Raw genomic sequence first — 20,506 nt, forward strand, 5'->3', positions numbered from 1 at the left:
CGACGGGCGGTCACCGGGCCGCTCCGCTCGCGCGCAACGGCTCCACCGCGACGGGGAAGTCGCGTGCGGCGAGGAACTCACGCAGGTAGTCACGATGCTCGTCGCACGCCACCCAGGTCTTCGTGCGGTCGGCGGTGTGAATGCGCGGATTGCGCCAGTCGATCCGCCATGTCGCCTCGGCGCGGCATCCTGCCCTCGAGCAGGTCGCGGAGGCGACGGGCTCGTCCTGCGCGAGGCTCATGCGGTGCCGTCCGGGCGGTCGTCGGTCGTGTCCGGCTCGGCGGCTCCGGACGGAGGCGCGGCTGCAGAGGCAGGCGACGCCCCGTCGATAGCCGGCGTCTCGTCGATGCGGATCACGTCGCCCGCGCGGGGACCGCCCGCAGGGGCGGGCGCGGCGGGGAGTGCGCGCTCGGGGTCTTCCCGGCGGTTGCGCCGGGCCTCTTGGCCGACGTTGGCGAGGACGACCGCGATGTAGGGGAGGAAGATGGCCGCGGCACCGAACACCCACGTGTACCAGCCGTACGGCGTGATGACGACCATCAGGATGAAGCAGGCGACGCGGACGCCCATGGTGAGCAGATACCTGGTCGATCGCGCGTCGACATCGTCACGTGGCGCACGCGGCAGCGACGTGGCGGACTGGGGCCGACTCGAACTTTTCACCGTCCTTCAAGACTACGCCGCGCGGCCCCTGCCGACGTCCCCTCGAGGGCGCCTGCAGAGGCCGCGAGCGGTCAGGAACTGTAGACGGTGCCCTGGTCCATGGCCCAGGCGAAGAACGCGAAGAACAGGATCGTGCCGAGGATCCACAGCGCGAGGCCGACATACCCGACGATGGTGCCGGCAAGCGCCATGCCGCGGCCGTTCTCGCCGTTGGTCTTCAGCTGGTTGAGCGAGATGTGGCCGGTGATGATGCCGCCGAGAGATCCGATGAACGGCAGGATTCCGATGAATCCGACGATCGACGCGATGAGCGAGACGATTGCGAGCACGTTGGTCTTGGCCGGTGCGCCGTAGCCGTAGGCGGGGGCCCCGTACTGCGGCGCGGCGCCGTACTGCGGGGCTGCGCCGTACGGTGCCTGAGGCGTTCCGTACGTCGGGGGCGTTTGGGGTGCGCCGTAGGGGGCGGGGGCGCCATACGCCGGTGCTGCCGGCGGTGGGTACCCGGCGCCGGGCTGCGCCGCCGGGTCGGGTGCGGGCGCGTCGGGGGTGTTGTCGCTCACGGGCTGACCTTTCTCGAGACTGCTCTTAGCGTTCCAGCGCACGGCGTGGGGTGTCAAACGCTGCGCGACTAGGCTGGTCCGGATCCGTCACAACCCTCCGGGAGCCTCATCATGTCCAGCGATCGCGTCGTCCTCGTCACCGGCGGAAACCGCGGCATCGGCCGTGCCATCGCCGAGCGCTTCGTGGCGCAGGGATACAAGGTCGCCGTGACCGCTCGTTCCGGCGAGGGTCCGGAGGGCACGCTGACGGTGCGCGCCGATGTGACGGATGCCGCGGCGGTCGACGCCGCCTTCACCGAGGTCGAACAGGCTCTGGGTCCTGTCGAGATCGTGGTCGCGAACGCCGGCATCACCAAGGACACGCTCTTGCTGCGCATGACCGAGGACGACTTCGACAGCGTGGTCGCGACGAACCTCGGAGGAGCGTTCCGCGTGGTCAAGCGCGCGTCGAAGGGAATGCTGCGGGCACGCTGGGGGCGCGTCATCCTGATCTCGAGCGTCGTGGGACTGTACGGCTCGGCCGGGCAGATCAACTACGCAGCCTCGAAGAGCGCGCTCGTGGGCTTCGCCCGCTCGCTCACCCGCGAGCTCGGCGCGCGGGGGATCACTGCGAACGTCGTGGCACCCGGGTTCATCGAGACGGATATGACGGCAGAGCTGGGCGACGCCACACAGGCCGAGTACAAGAAGAGCATCCCCGCCGGCCGTTTCGCCACGGCGGACGAGGTCGCGGGCGTCGTCACGTGGATGGCGTCCGACGATGCCGCCTACATCTCGGGCGCTGTCATCCCCGTGGACGGCGGTCTCGGGATGGGGCACTGACCCCGCCCGGCCGATCCGTCGTTCAGCGCACCGCGGCGATGAGCGCACTCGACAGACGCTCAGGCTGAGAGAACTGCGGCCAATGGCCCGAACCCAGCGCGACGACCTCGGCATCGGCGATCGCGTCGAACTCGGCGCCGTACGGCCCCCACTGGGCGATCGCCTCGCGGAAGGCCGCCTCGTCCATGCCTCCGGAGAGGATGGTCACGGGGACCGCATGACGCGCCGTGCCTTCGAACCGCACCTCGTCGGTCGGCACCCTGGCCGGGACGGAGCGCGTGCGCTGCGCCCAGGTCGCACGGGTCTCGGCGTCGATGTCGGCGACGTCGGGCTCGTCGAAGGACTCCCAGCCCGGGAACGGGATCACACCGTCGATCACGTCGAACTCGGAGATGCTTCCCCCTGATGGGGGCGGCACGGTGTCGACGAACACCACGCGGGCCACGCGATCGGCGCGCGCCTCGGCAGCGGCCCACACCACGTTGCCCCCGCCGCTGTGCCCCACGAGGATGACCGGGCCGGCCGACGCGTCGACCTCGGCCACGACGGCATCGACCCAGTCCTGGATGCCGATGTCGGCCGACTCGGCCGCCGGCGCGCCGACGCCCGGAAGAGTCAGGGGGCGGGGCGTGTGGCCCGCCTGTCGGAGCGCGGGAACCACGGGGTCCCATGACCCCGCGTCGAGCCAGAGACCGGGAACGAGGATGATGTCCATGACGGCGACGCTATCGAGGGTCGCCGACATTCCGGCAGCTCAGGGCAGCAGCGCGATCACCTCGGCCAGGTCGACGGGGCCGACCACCACGTCGGCGCGCTCGCGCACCGCCGGCTTGGCGTTGAAGGCGACGCCGAGGCCCGCGGCATCCATCATCTTCAGATCGTTCGCGCCATCGCCGATGGCGATCGTGCGAGCCAGCGGCACACCCGCCGCCGATGCCCACTCGCGCAGCGCCGCCGCCTTGCCCTCGGCGTCGACGATGTCGCCGTCGACGACCCCGGTGAGTGTGTCGCCGGCCACTGCGAGGCGATTGGCCCGCCACACGTCGACACCCAGAGACGGCGCGACTGTGTCGAGGATCTCGTGGAACCCGCCCGACACGACGCCCACCGCACCGCCGCGCGCGTGCACGGCGTCGATGAGCTCGCGCACTCCGGGCGTCGGCTCGATCCGGTCGAGCACGTTCGCGAACGCCGTCACAGGGACGCCGGTGAGCCGCTCGACCCGCGACCGCAGGCTGGCCGCGAAGTCGACCTCCCCCCGCATAGCCGCCTCCGTCGCCGCGGCGACCTCGGGACCGCGTCCGGCCTCATCGGCGATGAGCTCGATGACCTCGTTGCGGATCAGGGTCGAGTCGGCGTCGAGCACGACGAGGAATCGGGCGTGGGCGGGTGCAGGCATCCCTCCACGCTAGCGCCGCGGGCACACGAGACCCCAAACCGGCGGTCACCGTTCGACGTGGATGCCCTTGCCGACCACGGTGATGCCGCTGTCGGTGACGGTGTAGCCCCGTGCCAGGTCGCGATCGCGGTCGACGCCGACGGTGGCCCCGTCGGCCAGCACGACGTTCTTGTCGAGGATCGCGCGGTGGATCCGCGCGCCCGCGCCGACCTGCACGTGGTCGAACAGCACCGAGTCGGTGATCGTCGAGCCGCCTCCCGCGAGCGTCCATGGACCGACGACGCTGCGCTCGAGGTGGGTGCCGGAGAGCACGGACCCGAGCGAGACGATGGAGTCGATCGAGTTGCCGATCCGCCCGACCGAGTCGCGCACGAACTTCGCGGGCGGCGAATTCACCGCCTGCGAGTGGATCGGCCAGTCGGTGTTGTACAGGTTGAACACCGGCAGCGTCGAGATGAGGTCCCGGTGGGCGTCGAAGAACGAGTCGATCGTCCCGACGTCGCGCCAGTAGTAGCGGTCGCGATCAGTCGAGCCCGGAACGTCGTTCCGGTTCATGTCGTACACGCCTGCCTCGCCGCGGCCGACGAAGTACGGCACGATGTCGCCGCCCATGTCGTGGTTGGAGGTCGGCAGCTCGCCGTCGGCCTCGACGGCCTCGATCAGCGCGTCGGTGTCGAAGATGTAGTTGCCCATCGACGCCAGCACCTCGCCTGGGGAGTCGGCCAGCCCGGTCGGGTTCTGCGGCTTCTCGAGGAACTCGTTGATGCGCGTGGGGTCGGACTTGTCGACGTCGATCACACCGAACTGGTTGGCGAGCGAGATCGGCTGACGGATGCCGGCGACCGTGGCGCGCGCGCCCGAGTCGATGTGGGCGGCCAGCATCTGACGGAAGTCCATGCGGTACACGTGGTCGGCGCCGATGACGACCACGATGTCGGGCTGCTCGTCGTTGATGAGGTTCAGGCTCTGCAGGATCGCGTCCGCCGAGCCGGAGAACCACCGCTTGCCCAGGCGCTGCTGGGCGGGCACCGAGGCGACGTACGAGTCGAGCAGCGCCGACATCCGCCACGTCTGGGAGATGTGGCGGTCGAGGCTGTGCGACTTGTACTGGGTCAGCACGACGACCTGCCGCAGGCCGGAGTTGATGAGGTTCGAGATCGCGAAGTCGATGAGCCGGTACTGGCCGCCGAACGGCACCGCCGGCTTGGCCCTGTCCGCGGTGAGCGGCATGAGACGCTTTCCCTCGCCGCCGGCGAGGATGATTCCGAAGACCTTCGGCGCTGCAGGCATGGCACCACCCTAGGCCCGCATCCCGATCGGGCCCAACGGCTACACGCGGGATGACTCGTGTACTAGGTTGCGTCCCATGCGCGTCGACATCGTGACCAAGGAGTACCCGCCGGAGATCTATGGCGGAGCCGGCGTGCACGTCACCGAACTGGTGAAGGCGCTGCGGCAGAGCATCGACGTGCGGGTCCGGGCGTTCGGCGCCGACCGCGACGAGGCGGGGACGTCCGCGTACGGTGTGCCGGCCGAGCTCGCCTCCGCGAACGCGGCCGTGCAGACGCTCGGCACCGACCTCGAGATCGTGACCGATGTCGCGGGCGCCGACGTCGTGCACAGCCACACCTGGTACGCGAACTTCGCCGGACACCTGGCGTCGCTCCTTCACGGCATCCCGCACGTCGTCACGGCGCACAGTCTCGAGCCACTCCGGCCATGGAAGGCCGAGCAGCTCGGCGGCGGGTACGCGGTCTCGAGCTGGATCGAGCAGACGGCGTACGAGGGCGCCGCGGCCATCGTCGCCGTGAGCGACGGCATGCGCCAGGACATCCTGCGCAGCTACCCGGCGCTCGATCCCGCGAAGGTCCGCGTCATCTACAACGGGATCGACGTCGAGTCGTGGCATCCGGTCGACGATCCCGACCTGCTCGCACAGCTGGGCGTCGACGCGTCGCGACCGTCCGTCGTGTTCGTCGGGCGCATCACGCGCCAGAAAGGGCTGCCCTACTTCCTTCGTGCGGCAGAGCTGCTTCCACCCGACGTGCAGGTCGTCCTGTGCGCGGGCGCGCCCGACACGCCGCAGATCATGGCGGAGGTGGAGGGGCTGGTACGCGGACTGCAGGAGACCCGTGAGGGTGTCGTATGGATCGATCGGATGCTGTCGCGCCACGAGCTGTGCACGATCCTGACCGCCGCCACGACGTTCGTCTGCCCGTCGGTGTACGAGCCGCTGGGCATCGTCAATCTCGAGGCGATGGCGTGCGGCGCCGCCGTCGTGGGCACAGCGACCGGCGGCATCCCGGAGGTCGTCCTCGACGGCGTCACCGGACGCCTGGTGCCCATCGACCAGGCGCAGGACGGAACCGGCACGCCGACCGACCCGGCGCGCTTCGTGGCCGATCTGGCACGAGTGCTGACGGAGGTCGTGAGCGATCCCGAGCGCGCGCGGGCGTATGGCGCGGCAGGGCGCGCGAGGGCCACCGAGGACTTCAGCTGGGGGAGCATCGCCGAGCAGACCGCGGCGCTGTACGCGGAGGTCGCCGCCGACGGCCGATAGGCTGGACGACATGCCGCAGGTGCTCGAATTCTCCGACGTCGTCGTCCGCAGAAACGCCAAGGACATCGTCGACCACCTCGACTGGACCGTCAGCGATGACGAGCGCTGGGTGATCCTGGGGCCGAACGGCGCCGGCAAGACCACGGTGCTGCAGCTCGCCGACACTCTCATGCACCCGACGTCGGGTGTCGTCTCGATCCTGGGGGAGCGGCTCGGCCGCACCGACGTGTTCGAGCTGCGTCCGCGGATCGGCTTCGCGTCCTCTGCCATGGCTCGCCGCGTCCCGCCGGAGGAGACGGTCCTCAACGTCGTGCTCACTGCCGCGTACTCGGTTCTCGGCCGCTGGCGCGAGGACTACGAAGACATCGACGAGCGTCGCGCTCTGCGCGTGCTCGCCGAGTGGAAGCTCGACCACCTCGCCGACCGCACGTTCGGCACGCTGAGCGACGGCGAGCAGAAGCGCGTCCAGATCGCACGCGCGGTCATGACCGACCCCGAGCTGCTGCTGCTCGACGAGCCGACAGCGAGCCTCGACCTCGGTGCGCGCGAAGAGCTGCTCACGCTGCTCAGCGGCTACGCGCAGGCCCCCACGACTCCCGCGATGGTCATGGTGACCCACCACGTCGAGGAGATCCCCATCGGATTCACGCACGTCCTGCTGCTCCGCGAGGGCCGTGCAGTGGCCGCCGGACCGGTGCGCCAGACCCTCACCGCCGAGAACCTCACCGAGACGTTCGGCGTGCAGATCCAGCTCACCGAGCACGACGGGCGGTACGCGGCGCGCGCCGCGCACTGACAGAACTCGGTCTCGATTCCGCGTCGGGGCCAGGAGGCTGATAGAATCGCTCTTTGGTGCGCTCGCACCTCAGACTTTGTCCGTCCTGGCAAAATCCAGGGCACCACTTTCAAAGGACTTCCCATGAAGACTGACATCCACCCCGACTACCAGGCGGTCGTGTTCCGCGACCTCGGCTCGGGCGAGACCTTCCTCACCCGTTCGACGGTGACCAGCGACAAGACGGTCGAGCTCGACGGCGTCGAGTACCCCGTCATCGACGTCGAGATCTCGTCGGCGTCGCACCCGTTCTACACGGGAAAGCAGCGCATCATGGACTCGGCCGGTCGCGTCGAGAAGTTCAACCAGCGCTTCAAGAACTTCGGCTCCAAGTAAGCAGCCCACGTGCAAGGCCCCGCTTCGGCGGGGCCTTCGCCGTTCCCGGGCATGCGCTGGTCAGCGGATCGGCCAGCTGCCGTCGAGGCGATCATCGGGGTCGAGCCGCCCGATCTGGATGAAGTAGTCGGTCAGGCTCGCAGCCTGCGCACGCGCCCACGCGATCTGCCGGGTGTGCAGCTCGTGCACCGTCGCGGGCAGCCATGGCGCGAAGCGCTCGGCGAGCGCCTGAGCCACTCGGCCCGCGGCGACCGCGTCGGCGCAGGCGTCGTGCGCGCCGTCGAGTCGCACGGCGTAGTGCTCCGCGACGACCGACAGGGTGCGCTTGCCGCGCCGCCAGCGGTCGTACGCCTTGTCGACGACGAGCGGATCGATCACGGGGGATGGGTCCGCGATGGGATCGATGCCGTGCCGCAGCGCCTCGTGCTTGAGCAGCGAGAAGTCGTACGGTGCGTTGTAGGCGACGACCGGGATGCCCGCATCGAGCAGCCCCCGGACGGCGCTGACGACCTCGCCGACGACGACGGGGGCGGGGCGTCCGTGCGTGCGGGCGTGGGTCGTGGTGATGCCGTGCACCGCGGTCGCGCCCTGGGGGATCTCGACTCCGGGATCGGCGAGCCAGTCGCGAGCGCTCATGACGGCCCCCGAGGCGTCGAGTACGCCAACATGGGCGGTCACGATGCGGTCGGTGGCGACGTCGACCCCAGTCGTCTCGAGGTCGAACACCCCGACGACGCGAAGCCACTCGGGAGTGTCGAAGAGCGACAGTGTCTCGGGCTGCCATCGAACCATGCCCCACACGGTATGGGCCCCGTCCGACAACGCGTTCGAGGCGCTCCGGCACCGCCCTCGTAGACTCGGGGGGTGGCCTCCCCGAACCCGTACGCACCGCTGCTCGATGTCATCCCCGTCGAGCGGCGCGAGGCGACGGTGCTCGGCGGCACGACTGCGTACTGGGTGTACGGGCACCACGACGCCGAGACCACCGTGATCGCCGTGCACGGCTTCCGCGGCGAGCACCACGGCCTCGAGCCGGTCGTCGCCCACCTCCCCGACGTGCGGATCATCTCACCCGATCTCCCCGGTTTCGGCGAAACGCCTCCGCTTCCGGGCATCCGGCACGACCTCGACGCCTACGGCCGCTGGCTGCGCGAGTTCGCGGCGACCGTGTCCCCGGGTGCGGTCGTCCTCGGCCACTCGTTCGGCTCGATCGTCGTCTCGGCCGCTGTCGCCGGCGGCCTCGCCACCCCACGCGTCATCCTCGTCAACCCGATCGGCGCGCCCGCATTGGAGGGCCCGCGCGGCCTGCTGACCCGTCTCGCGGTCTTCTACTACTGGGCGGGGGCACGCCTGCCGAAGCGGGCCGGTGACGCGCTCCTGCGCAACGGGCTCATCGTGCGCGTCATGAGCGAGTCGATGGCCAAGACGAAGGACGCCGACCTGCGTCGCTTCATCCATGACCAGCACGACACCTACTTCTCGCGCTTCGCCGACCGTGACGTGCTGCACGACGCGTTCGTCGCCTCGGTCTCGAGCGATGTGCGGGAGTTCGCTCCGCGCATCGCCCAGCCGACTCTGCTGGTCGCAGCGGTGCGTGACGACATCACCCCGATCGAGGCGGAGCGGCATCTGGTGACTCTCTTCCCCGAGGCTGATCTCGTCGAGATCGACGATGTCGGGCATCTCATCCACTACGAGACGCCGGCGGCTGCCGCCACGGCGATCAGGGCGTTTCTCGCGCCTTCCGAGCCCGGTACGCGATGACGTTCATGCGGTTGCCGCAGTTGCCGGTGTCGCAGTAGCGCTTCGAGCCGTTCTTCGAGTAGTCGATGTAGACGGCGTCGCAGTCGTCCGCCGCGCACGTACGCACCCGCTCGTACTCGTCGGAGCGAATGACGTCGACGAACGCCATCGCCGCCTCGACCAACATGCGCGTGGCGAGCGGTGAGTCGTCGGACGTGGCGTGGATGTGCCAGTCGTACTCGTCGTGGATGACGAGGCGGGGCAGAGCCTCCCCGTCGGCGAGCATGGCGTTGACGAGCGGGACCGCGCCGGCACGGTCGACCGCCCACAGTTCGCGCAGTCGCGCGCGCACCGCACGCACCGCCGCCACCGCATCGGCGTCGAGCCGGATCGTGCCGGAGTAGGGGTTCGTGACGAGGAACTCGCGCAGGTCTTCGGGCGACTGCAGAGTGTCGTCGCCGTCGTATCCGGGCAGCGTGTTGACGAGGTCGACGACCATCATGAGGGTGCGCTTCGTGTCATGAATGAAAACCATGTTGACTCCTGACATCCTCTCCGATACCGTCACCAGTGTAAGCACACTTCACTCCTGACAGCCGGATGCCGCCCATGACCGTTCCGACCGCCTCGCTTCCGGTGATCACGCCGGTCGTGGCATCCCCGCGTCTTCGCACCACGGGGCTCATCATGGCGGTTGCGTCCGCTCTGGCCTTCTCGTCGAGCGGTCCGTTCATCAAGCCCCTGCTCGAGAACGGCTGGTCGCTGGGCGCGGCGCTCCTCGTGCGCATGGGGCTGGCCGGGCTGATCCTCTCACCCGCCGTCTTCCGGGCCATCGGCCGCAATCCCCGGTTCCTGAGGCAGCACTGGCGATTGATCCTCGGTTTCGGTCTCATGCCCGTGCTCGGCTGCCAGCTCTTCTTCTTCTCTGCGATGCAGCGGATGCCGGTGGCCGTCGCCCTGCTGATCCAGTACCTCGCGCCGGTCATGCTCGTCGCGTTCGTCTGGCTCCGCTCCCGCAGGGCGCCGTCGGCGCTCGTGCTCTGGGGGTCCGCGGTGGCGGTGGTCGGGCTGATCCTCGTCGTCGACATCTCCGGTGCCTCCTTCGACCTGATCGGCACGCTGCTCGCCCTCGCCGCGGCTGTGTGCGTGTGCGCCTATTTCGTGATCTCCGAGCGCGCCCGCGACGATCTGCCTCCGCCGGCTCTCGCCGCGAGCGGCCTGCTCGTAGGCGCGGCGATGATGGGCGTCCTGTGTCTGACGGGCGCGATGCCGTTCGAGGCTCCGGCGGTCTCGGTGATGCTCGGCGGCGTCGAGGTCCCCTGGTTCGTTCCGCTCCTGTGGGTCGCGGCGGTCGCCACGACGCTCGGCTACGCGCTCGGCGTGATGGCAGTGCCGCGCATCGGGTCGCGCGTCGCGTCGTTCGTGGGCCTCTCGGAGGTGCTGTTCGCCCTCGGCTTCGCGTGGGTGTTCCTCGCCGAGGTGCCTGCGCCGATCCAGTTCGCGGGGGGAGCTCTCATCCTCGCAGGGGTGATCCTCGTGAAGGTGGATGACCTGCGCCGGGCGCCTGCACAGCCTGCGACGCCGGCCGCGGCATCCGTCCCCCTGCCCTGACCGGGTGAGGCTCAGGACTCGCGGCGGGCGAGCTCCATGAGCGGCATCACGCGATGGGGGATGACCTCGCCCATGACGAGCGAGGTCTCCGTGCGCTCGACGCCCTCGATCGCGAGGATGCGGGCATCGGTGTCGAAGAGATGCTGGGTGTCACGGCACGCGACCCGCACGAGCAGATCAACTTGGCCGGACAGTCCATGCGCCTGCACGATCTCAGGGACGCGCGCGAGCTCGGCGGTGATCCGCGGCAGGTCGGCCTGGCGCACGATGACGCTGATGAAGGCCTCGATCGGGTAGCCGAGCGATGACGACGAGATGGCCCGCTCATACGAGAGGAACACGCCGGAGCGCTCCAGTCTCGCCATGCGCGCCTGGACGGTGTTGCGCGAGAGTCCGAGCCGCTCGGCGAGCGCGACGACGGTGGCTCGCGGGTCTGCGGAGAGGGCGGCGAGGAGCTCCAGGTCGACATGATCGAGGGCACTCATAGTGCGAAACGTTAGCACGCCTTGAGGAGTGGTTGGTTGTCAACATGCTCAAGCGGATCGTGAATGCTTGAGCGAGGTGCGATGTCGACGTACTCTCGGGCTACCGGCGAAGCTGCCGGTGAACCACGACGCCCCTCCTCACGAGGGAGGGTTGCACCGAGGAGTGATGGCGATGACGCACACCCTGACCCCGACCGCCGATCTTGCGACAGACACCGAAGACGTCGCCCGGCTGGTGACCCCCGACGGCGAGCGGATCGCCGACCCCGAACTCGACCGCTGGGTCGCGGATGTGGATGCCGCCGCCCTGCGCGCGCTCTACCGCGACATGGTGCTGCTCCGGCGCATCGACAGCGAGGGCGTCGCCCTCCAGCGTCAGGGCCAGCTGGCGCTGTGGCCTCCGTGCCAGGGCCAGGAGGCCACGCAGATCGGCACGGCGCGCGGGCTCCGCGCCGACGACTTCGCCTTCCCGAGCTACCGCGAGACCGGCGTGGTGTTCGCGCGAGGCGCCAAGCCCGCCGACTACGTGCTCGCGTGGCGCGGCGAGGAGCACTCGACGTACAACCCCTACGACATCAACACGGCCTCGCAGCAGATCATCATCGGAGCACAGTCGCTGCACGCGGTGGGCTACGCGATGGGCATCCAGCGCGACGGAACCGACCAGGTCGCCGCCGCCTACTTCGGGGACGGCGCATCCAGTCAGGGCGACGTCAACGAGGCCATGGTCTTCGCCTCCTCGTACGGCGCGCCCGTCGTGTTCGTGTGCAGCAACAACCAGTGGGCGATCTCCGAGCCCGTCACGGTGCAGGCGAAGTTCCCGATCGCCGGCCGCGCGCCGGGCTTCGGCATCCCCAGCATGCGCGTCGACGGCAATGACGTCCTCGCCTGCCTCGCCGCGATGCGGTGGGCGGTCGACCACGCGCGCAAGGGCAACGGGCCGGCGTTCATCGAGGCGGTGACCTACCGGATCGGACCCCACACCACCTCCGACGACCCCACGCGCTACCGCGATAAGGAGGAGGTCGAGCGCTGGAAGGGCCGTGACCCGATCGCACGCGTCGAGGCGCTGCTGCGTGCCCAGGGCGAGTTCGACGACGAGTTCGCGGCGAGCGTCGCGGCCGACGCCGACGCCCTCGCGGCCGAGGTCCGGGCCGCCGCACAGGGCGCGGTCACCCGCGACCCCATCACGGTGCTCGACAACGTGTACGCCGAGCCGCACTCGGGCCTCGAAGAGCAGCGCGCGTGGTTCGGCGCGTACCTCGACGGCTTCGCGACCGAGGACGAGGCGGTGGCGCGATGACGCAGCTCACCATGGCCAAGGCCATCAACGAAGGTCTGCGTCGCGCGATGGCCGACGATCCGAAGGTGCTCGTCATGGGCGAGGACATCGGCAAGCTCGGCGGGGTGTTCCGCATCACCGACGGGCTGCAGAACGAGTTCGGCGCGCAGCGCGTCGTCGACACCCCTCTGGCCGAGTCCGGGATCATGGGCACCGCGGTGGGCCTCGCGATGCGGGGGTACCGCCCGGTCGTCGAGATCCAGTTCGACGGGTTCGTCTACCCGGCCTTCGACCAGATCGTCTGCCAAGTCGCCAAGCTCCACTACCGCACACGCGGCAACGTGCAGATGCCCATCACGATCCGCATCCCGTGGGCCGGCGGTGTCGGCGCCGCCGAGCACCACTCGGAGTCTCCCGAGGCGTACTTCGTGCACACGTCGGGACTCCGGGTCATCGCGGTCTCCAACCCGCAGGATGCCTATGTGATGCTGCGTCAGGCCATCGCGTCGAACGACCCGGTGATGTACTTCGAGCCGAAGAAGCTGTACCACACGAAGGGGGAGGTCGACCTGGACGTCGACCTCGCCGACGCCCCGCCGATGGGTCTGGCGCGGGTGGTCCGCGAGGGCAGTGACGTCACGCTGCTCACGTACGGCTCGCAGGTGGCGACGGCGATGGATGCCGCGACCGCCGCCGAGGACGACGGCGTCTCGATCGAGGTCATCGATCTGCGCTCGATCTCGCCCGTCGACTACCGCACCGTGACGGCCTCGGTGCGCAAGACCGGTCGCGTCGTCGTCACGCACGAGGCGGCCCGCGAGGCCGGCGTCGGAGCAGAGCTCATCGCGAGTGTGACCGAGCGATGCTTCAACTACCTCGAGGCCGCTCCGCAGCGCGTCACCGGTCACGACATCCCGTATCCGCCGGCCAAGCTCGAGAAGCACTTCATCCCCGACCTCGACCGCATCCTCGATGCCGTGGACCGCGTGATGGACCGCCCGAACAGCATGAGCGCCTTCGAGGAGCTCGGCGCAGCCGAGGGCGGCCGCGGCTCGAGCATGACGGGAGGTGTGCTGTGATGGAGGACTTCAGGCTCCCCGACCTCGGCGAGGGGCTTCCCGAGGCCGAGATCGTCGCGTGGCTCGTCGCGGAGGGCGACACCGTCACCCTCAATCAGACGATCGCCGAAGTCGAGACGGCCAAGGCCGTCGTCGAGCTTCCTTCGCCGCACGCGGGGAAGATCACGAAGCTGCACGCGGCCGCCGGTGACGTCGTCGAGGTGGGCTCGGTGCTCATCTCGTTCGACCTCGGCGGCGACAGCGCCCCCACGCCCGCTCCGGCTGCCGAGCCGCAGCAGAGCGAGGAGCCCGCCACGGCGGAGCCCAACCTCGTCGGGTACGGCGTCGCCCCGCGCGGCACCGCCCGCCCTCAGCGACGCTCGCGTGCGGTCGCGGGCCGGCCGGCGGCATCCGACACCGCTGTCCTCGAAGCCGCGCCGCACGACGCCATCCAGGTCGCCCACGAGCGACCGCTCGAGCGTCCTCGCTCGACGCCTCCGGTGCGACTCCTCGCGAAGCAGCTGGGCATCGACCTCGCGCTGGTCGAGGCGAGCGGCGCCAACGGGCTCATCTCGCGCGCGGATGTCGAGGCCTACGCCCAGCGCGTCGGAGCGACGCCGATCACGGCGGCGCCCGTGCCGGAGCCCGAGTTCCTTCCCGAGCTGCGCACAGCGGCTGCCACGGGGGAGCGCACCACGCGCACGCCCATCCGCGGAGTCCGCAAGCACACCGCCGACGCGATGGTGCGCAGCGCGTTCACCGCCCCGCACGTCACGACGTTCCTCACCGTCGACGTCACCGCGACGACCGAGCTCATCGCATCGCTGAAGGGCGACCGCGCGCTGCAGGAGCACAAGATCGGCGTGATGGCGGTGGCAGCCAAGGCCGTGTGCCTCGCACTCGCCCGCCACCCCGAGCTGAACTCGCGCTGGGACGACGCCGCCGGCGAGATCGTGCAGCACCACTACGTCAACCTGGGCATCGCTGCGGCGACCGGCCGGGGACTCGTGGTGCCGAACATCCGCGACGCCCAGGACCTCACGCTGGTCGAGCTGGCCGACGCCATCCGCACCCTCGCCGAGACCGCGCGGGCGGGCAAGACGCCGCCGGCCGACATGATGGGCGGCACGTTCTCGATCACGAACGTCGGCGTCTTCGGCGTCGACGCCGGCACACCCATCCTCAATCCCGGTGAAGCCGGCATCCTCGCGCTGGGCGCCGTGCGGCGTCAGCCGTGGGAGCACCGCGGCGAGATCGCGCTGCGCGACGTGATGACCCTCGCGCTGTCGTTCGACCACCGGCTGGTCGACGGCGAGCAGGGGTCGCGCTTCATGGTCGAGGTCGCCGATGTGCTGCGCGAGCCGGGCCGCGCCATGCTGCTGCGCTGACCGCGGACCGACGGAAGGGGCCGAGCGGAGGCATCCGCCCGGCCCCTTCGTCCTGCCTGAGCCGCCCCCGCCTCCGCCCTCAGCCGCGCTTCGGGTAGAACAGGTCCAGCCCGTGCGCCTGCAGGACGTCGTACGCGTCGGCGTAGGTGACGGGGTCGGGATGCCCCGGCCCGGCGTAGCGGGCGAGCAGCAGGCCGAGAAGCCCACGGCCGGGGTTGCTCAGGGGCTTGTCCTTTGTCGCCGATCTGCCTCGTCGCGTTCGCGGTGGGCGCGACGACGCCGAACACTCGCTAGGCGGTGAGTGCGGCCAGAGCCATCGATTCGAGGATGCCGCGCACCGCGCCGTCGTCGGGCTGCGACCGCAGCGCCCGGACGCTGTGCGGTGTCGAGTTGATGAGGCCGAAGCACGCGTGCGCCCGCACCCGGAGCTCGGCCACGGTGCGATCGGGATGGAGCGCCGACAGGATGCCGATCCACACCTCGACGTACTCTCTCTGCAGTCGGCGGACGGTGTGACGGTCGTCGTCGGCCAGGCTGGCCAGATCGCGATCCTGAACCCGGATCACGTCGGCGTCGCTCAGGGCGAAATCCACGTGGAACGCGATGATCGCCTCGAGCTGGGCCGGGGGAGTGCCGCCGTCGTCGATGACCCGGCGGCCGCCTGCGAGCAGTCGCTCGCTGACGCCGATGAGGATCGCGCCGAGCAGTGCCTGCTTGTTGGCGAAGTGCCGGTAGAGCGCGGGTCCGCTCACGCCCACGGCGGCGCCCAGGTCCTCCAGGCTGACGCCGCTGAACCCGCGCTCCGCGAAGAGACGCGCGGCCTCGTGCAGGATCGACGCCTGGCGATCGGCCTTGGCCCGGTCGCGCTCGGTGACACCGCTTGTCATCTCAGTTAATCCTCGCTAACCTAGACTCCAGTTAGTGAACACTAACCAATTGTGTCGCGTCCGCTCAACGAACGTGACCCGATCGTGACGTCGACGGAGATGACATGAGTGCGCTGACCACCGCGGTCGTCCAGGACGAAGGCTTCGCCCGCAACCGCGACGCGCAGGCGACGCTGGCGGCGCAGCTGCGCGAGCGGCTGTCGAAGGCGGCGCTCGGCGGCCCCGAGGCATCCCGCACCCGCCATGTCGCACGAGGGAAGCTGCTCCCGCGCGACCGCGTCACGCGCGTGCTCGACGAGGGGAGTCCCTTCATCGAGATCGCCCCGCTGGCCGCCGACGGTCTTTACGACGGCGAGGCACCCGCGGCCGGCGTGATCGCCGGCATCGGACTGATCCACGGGCGCCAGGTCATGGTCGTGTGCAACGACGCCACCGTCAAGGGTGGCACGTACTACCCGATGACCGTCAAGAAGCACCTCCGCGCGCAGGAGATCGCGTTCGAGAACCGCCTGCCGTGCGTGTATCTCGTCGACTCGGGCGGCGCCTTCCTTCCCAAGCAGGATGAGGTCTTCCCCGACCGCGACCACTTCGGCCGCATCTTCTTCAACCAGGCGCGGCTGTCGGCCGCCGGCGTCCCGCAGATCGCGGCGGTGCTCGGCTCGTGCACCGCCGGCGGGGCCTATGTGCCGGCGATGAGCGACGAGACGGTCATCGTCCGCAACCAGGGCACGATCTTTCTCGGAGGGCCGCCCCTCGTGAAGGCGGCGATCGGCGAGGTCGTCACCGCCGAGGAGCTCGGCGGCGGAGAGCTTCACGCGAAGCGCTCGGGCGTCGTGGATCACCTCGCGGAGGACGACGAGCACGCGCTCGAGATCGTCCGCGACATCGTCGCCACGCTGCCGCTGCCCGCCGAACCCGCGTGGGACGTCACCCCGAGCGTTCCCCCGGCCGTCGATCCCACCGACCTGTACGGCGTGGTGCCGATCGACGTCAACCAGCCGTACGACGTGCGCGAGGTCATCGCCCGGCTCGTCGACGCGAGCGAGTTCCACGAGTTCAAGCGCGAGTACGGGGACACGCTGGTCACCGGCTTCGCGCGCATCCACGGCCACCCGGTCGGCATCATCGCCAACAACGGCGTGCTGTTCAGCGAATCGGCCCAGAAGGGCGCCCACTTCATCGAATTGTGCGACCAGCGCGGCACGCCGCTTCTCTTCCTGCAGAACATCTCCGGCTTCATGGTGGGGCGGGATGCCGAGGCCGGCGGCATCGCGAAGGACGGGGCCAAGATGGTCACCGCCGTCGCCACCACCCGCGTGCCCAAGCTCACCGTCGTCATCGGCGGCTCGTTCGGCGCGGGCAACTACTCGATGTGCGGTCGCGCCTACTCGCCGCGGTTCCTGTGGACCTGGCCGGCCAGCCGCATCTCGGTGATGGGCGGACCCCAGGCGGCATCCGTCCTCTCGACCGTCAAGCGCGACCAGCTCGACGCGCGCGGCGAGGAGTGGTCCGCGGCCGACCAGGCCGAGTTCGAGGCTCCGATCCGTGCCCAGTACGAAGAGCAGGGGAGCCCGTACTACGCCACTGCCCGATTGTGGGATGACGGCGTCGTCGATCCTGCGGACACCCGCGACCTGCTCGGCCTCGCGCTGGACGTCGTCTCGCGCACCCCGCTGCCCGAACCGCGCTTCGGCGTCTTCCGGATGTGAGCCCCGTGACCGACACGCACACGCCCCCCTTCACCACCGTCCTCGTCGCCAACCGCGGGGAGATCGCGCGGCGGGTCATCCGCACGCTGGCCCGGCTCGGCATCCGCTCGATCGCCGTCTACAGCGATGCCGACGCCGACGCTCCCCACGTGCGGGAGGCCGACCTGGCCGTGCGGATCGGGCCGGCTGCGGCATCCGCTTCGTACCTCGACATCGACGCCGTGATCGCCGCCGCTCGCCAGACCGGCGCCGACGCGGTGCATCCGGGCTACGGGTTCCTCTCGGAGAACGCAGAGTTCGCGCGCGCCTGCGCCGGCGCCGGCATCGTGTTCATCGGACCGGGGGAGCGCGCGCTGGAGGTCATGGGCGACAAGATCCGCGCGAAGGAGCACGTGACGGGGCACGGCGTGCCGACGGTCCCCGGCTTCAGCGCGATCGGCATGTCCGATGCCGCCATCGCCGAGGCCGCCGAGGCCACCGGGTACCCGCTGCTGGTCAAGCCCTCCGCGGGCGGCGGCGGCAAGGGGATGCAGGTGGTGCGTTCGGCAGACGACCTCGCCCACGCCTTGGCCACTGCCCGGCGTGTCGCCGCCGCCGCGTTCGGCGACGACAGCCTCCTGCTCGAGCGGCTGATCGAGCGCCCGCGCCACATCGAGGTGCAGGTGCTCGCCGACGCGCACGGCGGGGTCATCCACCTCGGTGAGCGCGAGTGCACGCTGCAGCGTCGCCATCAGAAGGTCATCGAGGAGGCGCCCTCGCCGGTGGTGGATGCCGCGACGCGCGCTCGCCTCGGAGCCGCCGCGTGCGCGGCTGCCGCGAGCGTGGACTACCTCGGCGCGGGGACGGTCGAGTTCCTCGTGGCCGGCGACCGCCCCGACGAGTTCTTCTTCATCGAGATGAACACGCGCCTGCAGGTCGAGCACCCGGTGACCGAGCTCGTCACCGGCATCGACCTCGTCGAGCAGCAGCTGCGCGTCGCCGCGGGAGAGCACCTCGCCCTCGCGCAGGAGAATGTGCGCCTCGACGGGCACGCGATCGAGGCGCGCGTGTACGCCGAGAGCCCGGAGCGCGGCTTCCTCCCCGCGACCGGTGAGGTGCTGGTGTGGGATGCCGCGGCGGATGTGCGGACGGATGCCGCGGTCGAGACCGGCAGCACCGTCACCGCCGACTACGATCCGATGATCGCGAAGGTGATCGCCCACGCTGCGGATCGCGCGGGCGCACTCCGGAAGCTCGACGCCGCCCTGGCCGAGACCGTGCTGCTCGGCGTCGACAGCAATATCGGGTTCCTGCGCGCTCTATTGGCGCACGAGGACGTGCAGTCCGGCGCGTTGGACACCGGTCTGATCGACCGCCTGCCCGCGCATGCGGGCGCGGAGCCCTCGGCGGCAGCCCTCGCCGCCGCCGCCGCGTTCGCGAGACAGCACGATCCGCACGAGACGGCGACCGCGGCGCAGCGTCTCGTCGCCGATGCGTCGTCTCGGCGCACGAGCGCCGGCGAACTGTGGCGCACGGCGGAGGGCTGGCGGATCGGCGGGCTGCGGGCGGGCACCGTGCAGCGGTTCCTCGACGACGACGGAGCACTCCAGACCGCGGATGGCGGCCACGCCGCCGACGAGCCCATGGACGCGGTCGTGGCGCAGGACGCGGACGGCGCGCTCTGGGTGCACGCCGACGGCGCGACCCATCGGCTCCGCCCGCTGAGCAGGCGCGATGCCCTGCACGCACGCCTCGCCGCGCGTGAGCGCGATGCCGCCGCGACCGATCCCGAACTGCGCGCGCCGATGCCCGGTGCGGTCGTCGCGCTGCACGTCGGCCACGGCACCCGCGTCGCCGCCGGCGACCGCATCGTCACGATCGAGGCCATGAAGATGGAGCACCCCGTCGTCGCGCCCCACGCGGGCGTCGTTCGCCTCGACGTCGCGACGGGCGACCAGGTGCGTCGCGACCAGGTGCTCGCCCACGTCTCGTCCGAAGAACCCGATACCCGCTCCTGACCACCCCGAGGAGACCCATGGACCACGCGAATCTGACCGACGACGAACGCGAGCTCGCGCGACTGGTGCGCGACTTCGCCGAAGAGGTCGTCGCACCGCAGGCCTACGAGGCCGACCGCACCAAGACGCTCCCCATGGACGTCGTGGCGCAGATGGGCGAACTGGGCCTCTTCGGGCTGCCGTTCCCCGAGGAGTACGGCGGACAGGGCGGCGACTACTTCGCGCTGTGCCTCGCGATCGAGGCGCTCGGGCGAGTCGACCAGTCCATAGCGATCACGCTCGAGGCGGGGGTGAGCCTCGGTGCCATGCCGGTCTTCCGGTTCGGGACAGAGGAGCAGAAGCGGGAGCTGCTGCCCGACCTCCTCGCTGGAAAGGCGCTGGCGGGCTTCGGGCTCACCGAGCCCGAAGCGGGCTCCGACGCCGGCGCGACGCGCACCACCGCGCGGCTCGACGGCGACGAGTGGGTCATCAACGGGTCCAAGCAATTCATCACCAACTCGGGCACCGACATCACGCGCTTCGTCACCGTCACCGCCGTCACCGGCGAGGCCGAGGGGCGCAAGGAGATCTCGACCATCGTGGTGCCGTCGGGCACCCGGGGCTTCACCGTCGAGCCGGGCTACGACAAGGTCGGCTGGCACGCGTCCGACACCCACCCCCTCACCTTCCAGGACGTCCGGGTCCCCGCGGGCAACCTCCTGGGTGAGCGCGGCCGCGGCTTCGCGAACTTCCTCCACATCCTGGACGAGGGGCGCATCGCGATCGCCGCCCTCTCGACCGGAGCGGCGGAGGGATGCCTGGAGGCCGCCATCGACTACGCCAAGAAGCGCACCGTCTTCGGCGACGCGCTGGCGACGCGCCAGGGCATCCAGTTCCTGCTCGCCCGCATGCAGCTGCGCGTGCACAACGCCCGACTCGCCTGGCACCACGCAGCGCGCCTGCGGGACGCCGGCAAGCCGTTCAAGACCGAGGCGGCGATCGCCAAGCTCACCGCGAGCGACGCGGCGATGGACAACGCGCGCGACGCAACACAGGTCTTCGGCGGCAACGGCTTCATGAACGAGTACCCCGTCGCGCGCCACTACCGGGACTCGAAGATCCTCGAGATCGGCGAGGGCACGAACGAGGTGCAGCTGCTCGTCATCGCGCGCGCTCTCGGGGTAGCGTGACA

The 20,506-nt window shown here is 70.3% G+C and carries 22 protein-coding genes; 12 read left to right on the forward strand and 10 right to left on the reverse strand.

The features are described 5' to 3' along the window. Positions 1 to 10: 10 nt before the first annotated feature. The 3 genes from MK786_RS01825 to MK786_RS01835 form a co-directional block, all read right to left on the reverse strand. Positions 11 to 241 carry a hypothetical protein gene (locus MK786_RS01825; RefSeq protein ID WP_241110547.1) on the reverse strand — a complete coding sequence of 77 codons (231 nt, stop codon included), beginning with the start codon at positions 239 to 241 and terminating at the stop codon, positions 11 to 13. Next, on the reverse strand, positions 238 to 663 hold the full coding sequence (locus MK786_RS01830; RefSeq protein WP_241110548.1) for a DUF3099 domain-containing protein: 426 nt from the start codon (positions 661 to 663) through the stop codon (positions 238 to 240). Before MK786_RS01830 ends, MK786_RS01825 begins: the two co-directional genes overlap by 4 nt. 71 nt (positions 664 to 734) lie before the next feature. Beyond that, positions 735 to 1,223 carry a DUF4190 domain-containing protein gene (locus MK786_RS01835; protein ID WP_241110549.1) on the reverse strand — a complete coding sequence of 163 codons (489 nt, stop codon included), beginning with the start codon at positions 1,221 to 1,223 and terminating at the stop codon, positions 735 to 737. Positions 1,224 to 1,334: 111 nt separating this feature from the next. Between MK786_RS01835 and fabG the strand changes: the two genes are divergently transcribed. Further along, the gene (gene fabG, locus MK786_RS01840; RefSeq protein ID WP_241110550.1) at positions 1,335 to 2,045 is read left to right on the forward strand and encodes a 3-oxoacyl-ACP reductase FabG; all 711 of its coding nucleotides are present in this window, start codon (positions 1,335 to 1,337) and stop codon (positions 2,043 to 2,045) included. Positions 2,046 to 2,067: 22 nt separating this feature from the next. On the opposite strand, the gene MK786_RS01845 is transcribed toward fabG, so the two are convergent. From MK786_RS01845 to MK786_RS01855, 3 genes are read right to left on the reverse strand one after another with little or no spacing between them, the layout of a single operon-like run. Further along, positions 2,068 to 2,760 carry an alpha/beta fold hydrolase gene (locus tag MK786_RS01845; RefSeq protein WP_241110551.1) on the reverse strand — a complete coding sequence of 231 codons (693 nt, stop codon included), beginning with the start codon at positions 2,758 to 2,760 and terminating at the stop codon, positions 2,068 to 2,070. 39 nt (positions 2,761 to 2,799) lie between these two features. Then, the gene (gene serB, locus MK786_RS01850; protein WP_241110552.1) at positions 2,800 to 3,444 is read right to left on the reverse strand and encodes a phosphoserine phosphatase SerB; all 645 of its coding nucleotides are present in this window, start codon (positions 3,442 to 3,444) and stop codon (positions 2,800 to 2,802) included. Positions 3,445 to 3,489: 45 nt separating this feature from the next. Then, on the reverse strand, positions 3,490 to 4,734 hold the full coding sequence (locus MK786_RS01855; protein WP_241110553.1) for a glucose-1-phosphate adenylyltransferase: 1,245 nt from the start codon (positions 4,732 to 4,734) through the stop codon (positions 3,490 to 3,492). Between the two features lie 76 nt (positions 4,735 to 4,810). Between MK786_RS01855 and glgA the strand changes: the two genes are divergently transcribed. The 3 genes from glgA to MK786_RS01870 all read left to right on the forward strand — a co-directional run bounded on the left by glgA (position 4,811) and on the right by MK786_RS01870 (position 7,175). After that, entirely contained in the window at positions 4,811 to 6,004 is a 1,194-nt protein-coding gene (glgA, locus tag MK786_RS01860; protein WP_241110554.1) for a glycogen synthase, read from the forward strand. A gap of 10 nt (positions 6,005 to 6,014) precedes the next feature. Then, complete coding sequence (locus MK786_RS01865; RefSeq protein WP_241110555.1) at positions 6,015 to 6,800, forward strand: ABC transporter ATP-binding protein; 786 nt, start codon at positions 6,015 to 6,017, stop codon at positions 6,798 to 6,800. A gap of 123 nt (positions 6,801 to 6,923) precedes the next feature. Beyond that, the gene (locus MK786_RS01870) at positions 6,924 to 7,175 is read left to right on the forward strand and encodes a type B 50S ribosomal protein L31 (protein ID WP_241110556.1); all 252 of its coding nucleotides are present in this window, start codon (positions 6,924 to 6,926) and stop codon (positions 7,173 to 7,175) included. Positions 7,176 to 7,235: 60 nt separating this feature from the next. Here the strand turns inward: MK786_RS01870 and MK786_RS01875 are convergent, their stop codons facing one another. Next, the gene (locus MK786_RS01875) at positions 7,236 to 7,967 is read right to left on the reverse strand and encodes an exonuclease domain-containing protein (RefSeq protein ID WP_241110557.1); all 732 of its coding nucleotides are present in this window, start codon (positions 7,965 to 7,967) and stop codon (positions 7,236 to 7,238) included. Between the two features lie 72 nt (positions 7,968 to 8,039). On the opposite strand from MK786_RS01875, the gene MK786_RS01880 reads away from it, so the two are divergent. Next, positions 8,040 to 8,939 (forward strand): alpha/beta fold hydrolase, encoded by a 900-nt coding sequence (locus MK786_RS01880; protein WP_241110558.1) that lies wholly within the window; start codon positions 8,040 to 8,042, stop codon positions 8,937 to 8,939. On the opposite strand, the gene MK786_RS01885 is transcribed toward MK786_RS01880, so the two are convergent. Beyond that, positions 8,899 to 9,453 (reverse strand): ABATE domain-containing protein, encoded by a 555-nt coding sequence (locus MK786_RS01885; protein ID WP_241110559.1) that lies wholly within the window; start codon positions 9,451 to 9,453, stop codon positions 8,899 to 8,901. The genes MK786_RS01880 and MK786_RS01885 overlap by 41 nt on opposite strands. A 74-nt stretch (positions 9,454 to 9,527) precedes the next feature. Here MK786_RS01885 and MK786_RS01890 point away from each other — a divergent pair, with 74 nt between their 5' ends. Further along, positions 9,528 to 10,529, forward strand: coding sequence for a DMT family transporter (locus MK786_RS01890; protein WP_241110560.1), 1,002 nt, complete (start codon positions 9,528 to 9,530; stop codon positions 10,527 to 10,529). An 11-nt stretch (positions 10,530 to 10,540) separates the two neighbouring features. Here MK786_RS01890 and MK786_RS01895 read toward each other — a convergent pair whose 3' ends face one another. Continuing rightward, the gene (locus MK786_RS01895; protein WP_191766546.1) at positions 10,541 to 11,014 is read right to left on the reverse strand and encodes an Lrp/AsnC family transcriptional regulator; all 474 of its coding nucleotides are present in this window, start codon (positions 11,012 to 11,014) and stop codon (positions 10,541 to 10,543) included. Positions 11,015 to 11,180: 166 nt separating this feature from the next. Here MK786_RS01895 and pdhA point away from each other — a divergent pair, with 166 nt between their 5' ends. From pdhA to MK786_RS01910, 3 genes are read left to right on the forward strand one after another with little or no spacing between them, the layout of a single operon-like run. Beyond that, positions 11,181 to 12,317, forward strand: a complete 1,137-nt coding sequence (gene pdhA, locus MK786_RS01900; protein WP_241110561.1) for a pyruvate dehydrogenase (acetyl-transferring) E1 component subunit alpha — start codon at positions 11,181 to 11,183, stop codon at positions 12,315 to 12,317. Further along, a complete protein-coding gene (locus MK786_RS01905; RefSeq protein ID WP_241110562.1) occupies positions 12,314 to 13,375 on the forward strand; it encodes an alpha-ketoacid dehydrogenase subunit beta in 1,062 nt (353 codons plus the stop codon). Before pdhA ends, MK786_RS01905 begins: the two co-directional genes overlap by 4 nt. Continuing rightward, positions 13,372 to 14,742, forward strand: a complete 1,371-nt coding sequence (locus MK786_RS01910) for a dihydrolipoamide acetyltransferase family protein (RefSeq protein ID WP_241110563.1) — start codon at positions 13,372 to 13,374, stop codon at positions 14,740 to 14,742. Before MK786_RS01905 ends, MK786_RS01910 begins: the two co-directional genes overlap by 4 nt. A gap of 290 nt (positions 14,743 to 15,032) precedes the next feature. On the opposite strand, the gene MK786_RS01915 is transcribed toward MK786_RS01910, so the two are convergent. Next, positions 15,033 to 15,629, reverse strand: coding sequence for a TetR/AcrR family transcriptional regulator (locus MK786_RS01915; protein ID WP_241110564.1), 597 nt, complete (start codon positions 15,627 to 15,629; stop codon positions 15,033 to 15,035). A 104-nt stretch (positions 15,630 to 15,733) separates the two neighbouring features. On the opposite strand from MK786_RS01915, the gene MK786_RS01920 reads away from it, so the two are divergent. From MK786_RS01920 to MK786_RS01930, 3 genes are read left to right on the forward strand one after another with little or no spacing between them, the layout of a single operon-like run. Then, positions 15,734 to 17,338 (forward strand): carboxyl transferase domain-containing protein, encoded by a 1,605-nt coding sequence (locus MK786_RS01920; RefSeq protein ID WP_241110565.1) that lies wholly within the window; start codon positions 15,734 to 15,736, stop codon positions 17,336 to 17,338. Continuing rightward, on the forward strand, positions 17,335 to 19,335 hold the full coding sequence (locus tag MK786_RS01925) for a biotin carboxylase N-terminal domain-containing protein (RefSeq protein WP_308220014.1): 2,001 nt from the start codon (positions 17,335 to 17,337) through the stop codon (positions 19,333 to 19,335). Before MK786_RS01920 ends, MK786_RS01925 begins: the two co-directional genes overlap by 4 nt. Positions 19,336 to 19,352: 17 nt before the next feature. Next, positions 19,353 to 20,504 (forward strand): acyl-CoA dehydrogenase family protein, encoded by a 1,152-nt coding sequence (locus MK786_RS01930; protein ID WP_241110567.1) that lies wholly within the window; start codon positions 19,353 to 19,355, stop codon positions 20,502 to 20,504. Positions 20,505 to 20,506: the final 2 nt, after the last annotated feature.

The sequence above is a fragment of the Microbacterium sp. CFH 31415 genome (assembly GCF_022538185.1).
In the GTDB taxonomy this organism is placed as follows: Bacteria; Actinomycetota; Actinomycetes; order Actinomycetales; family Microbacteriaceae; genus Microbacterium.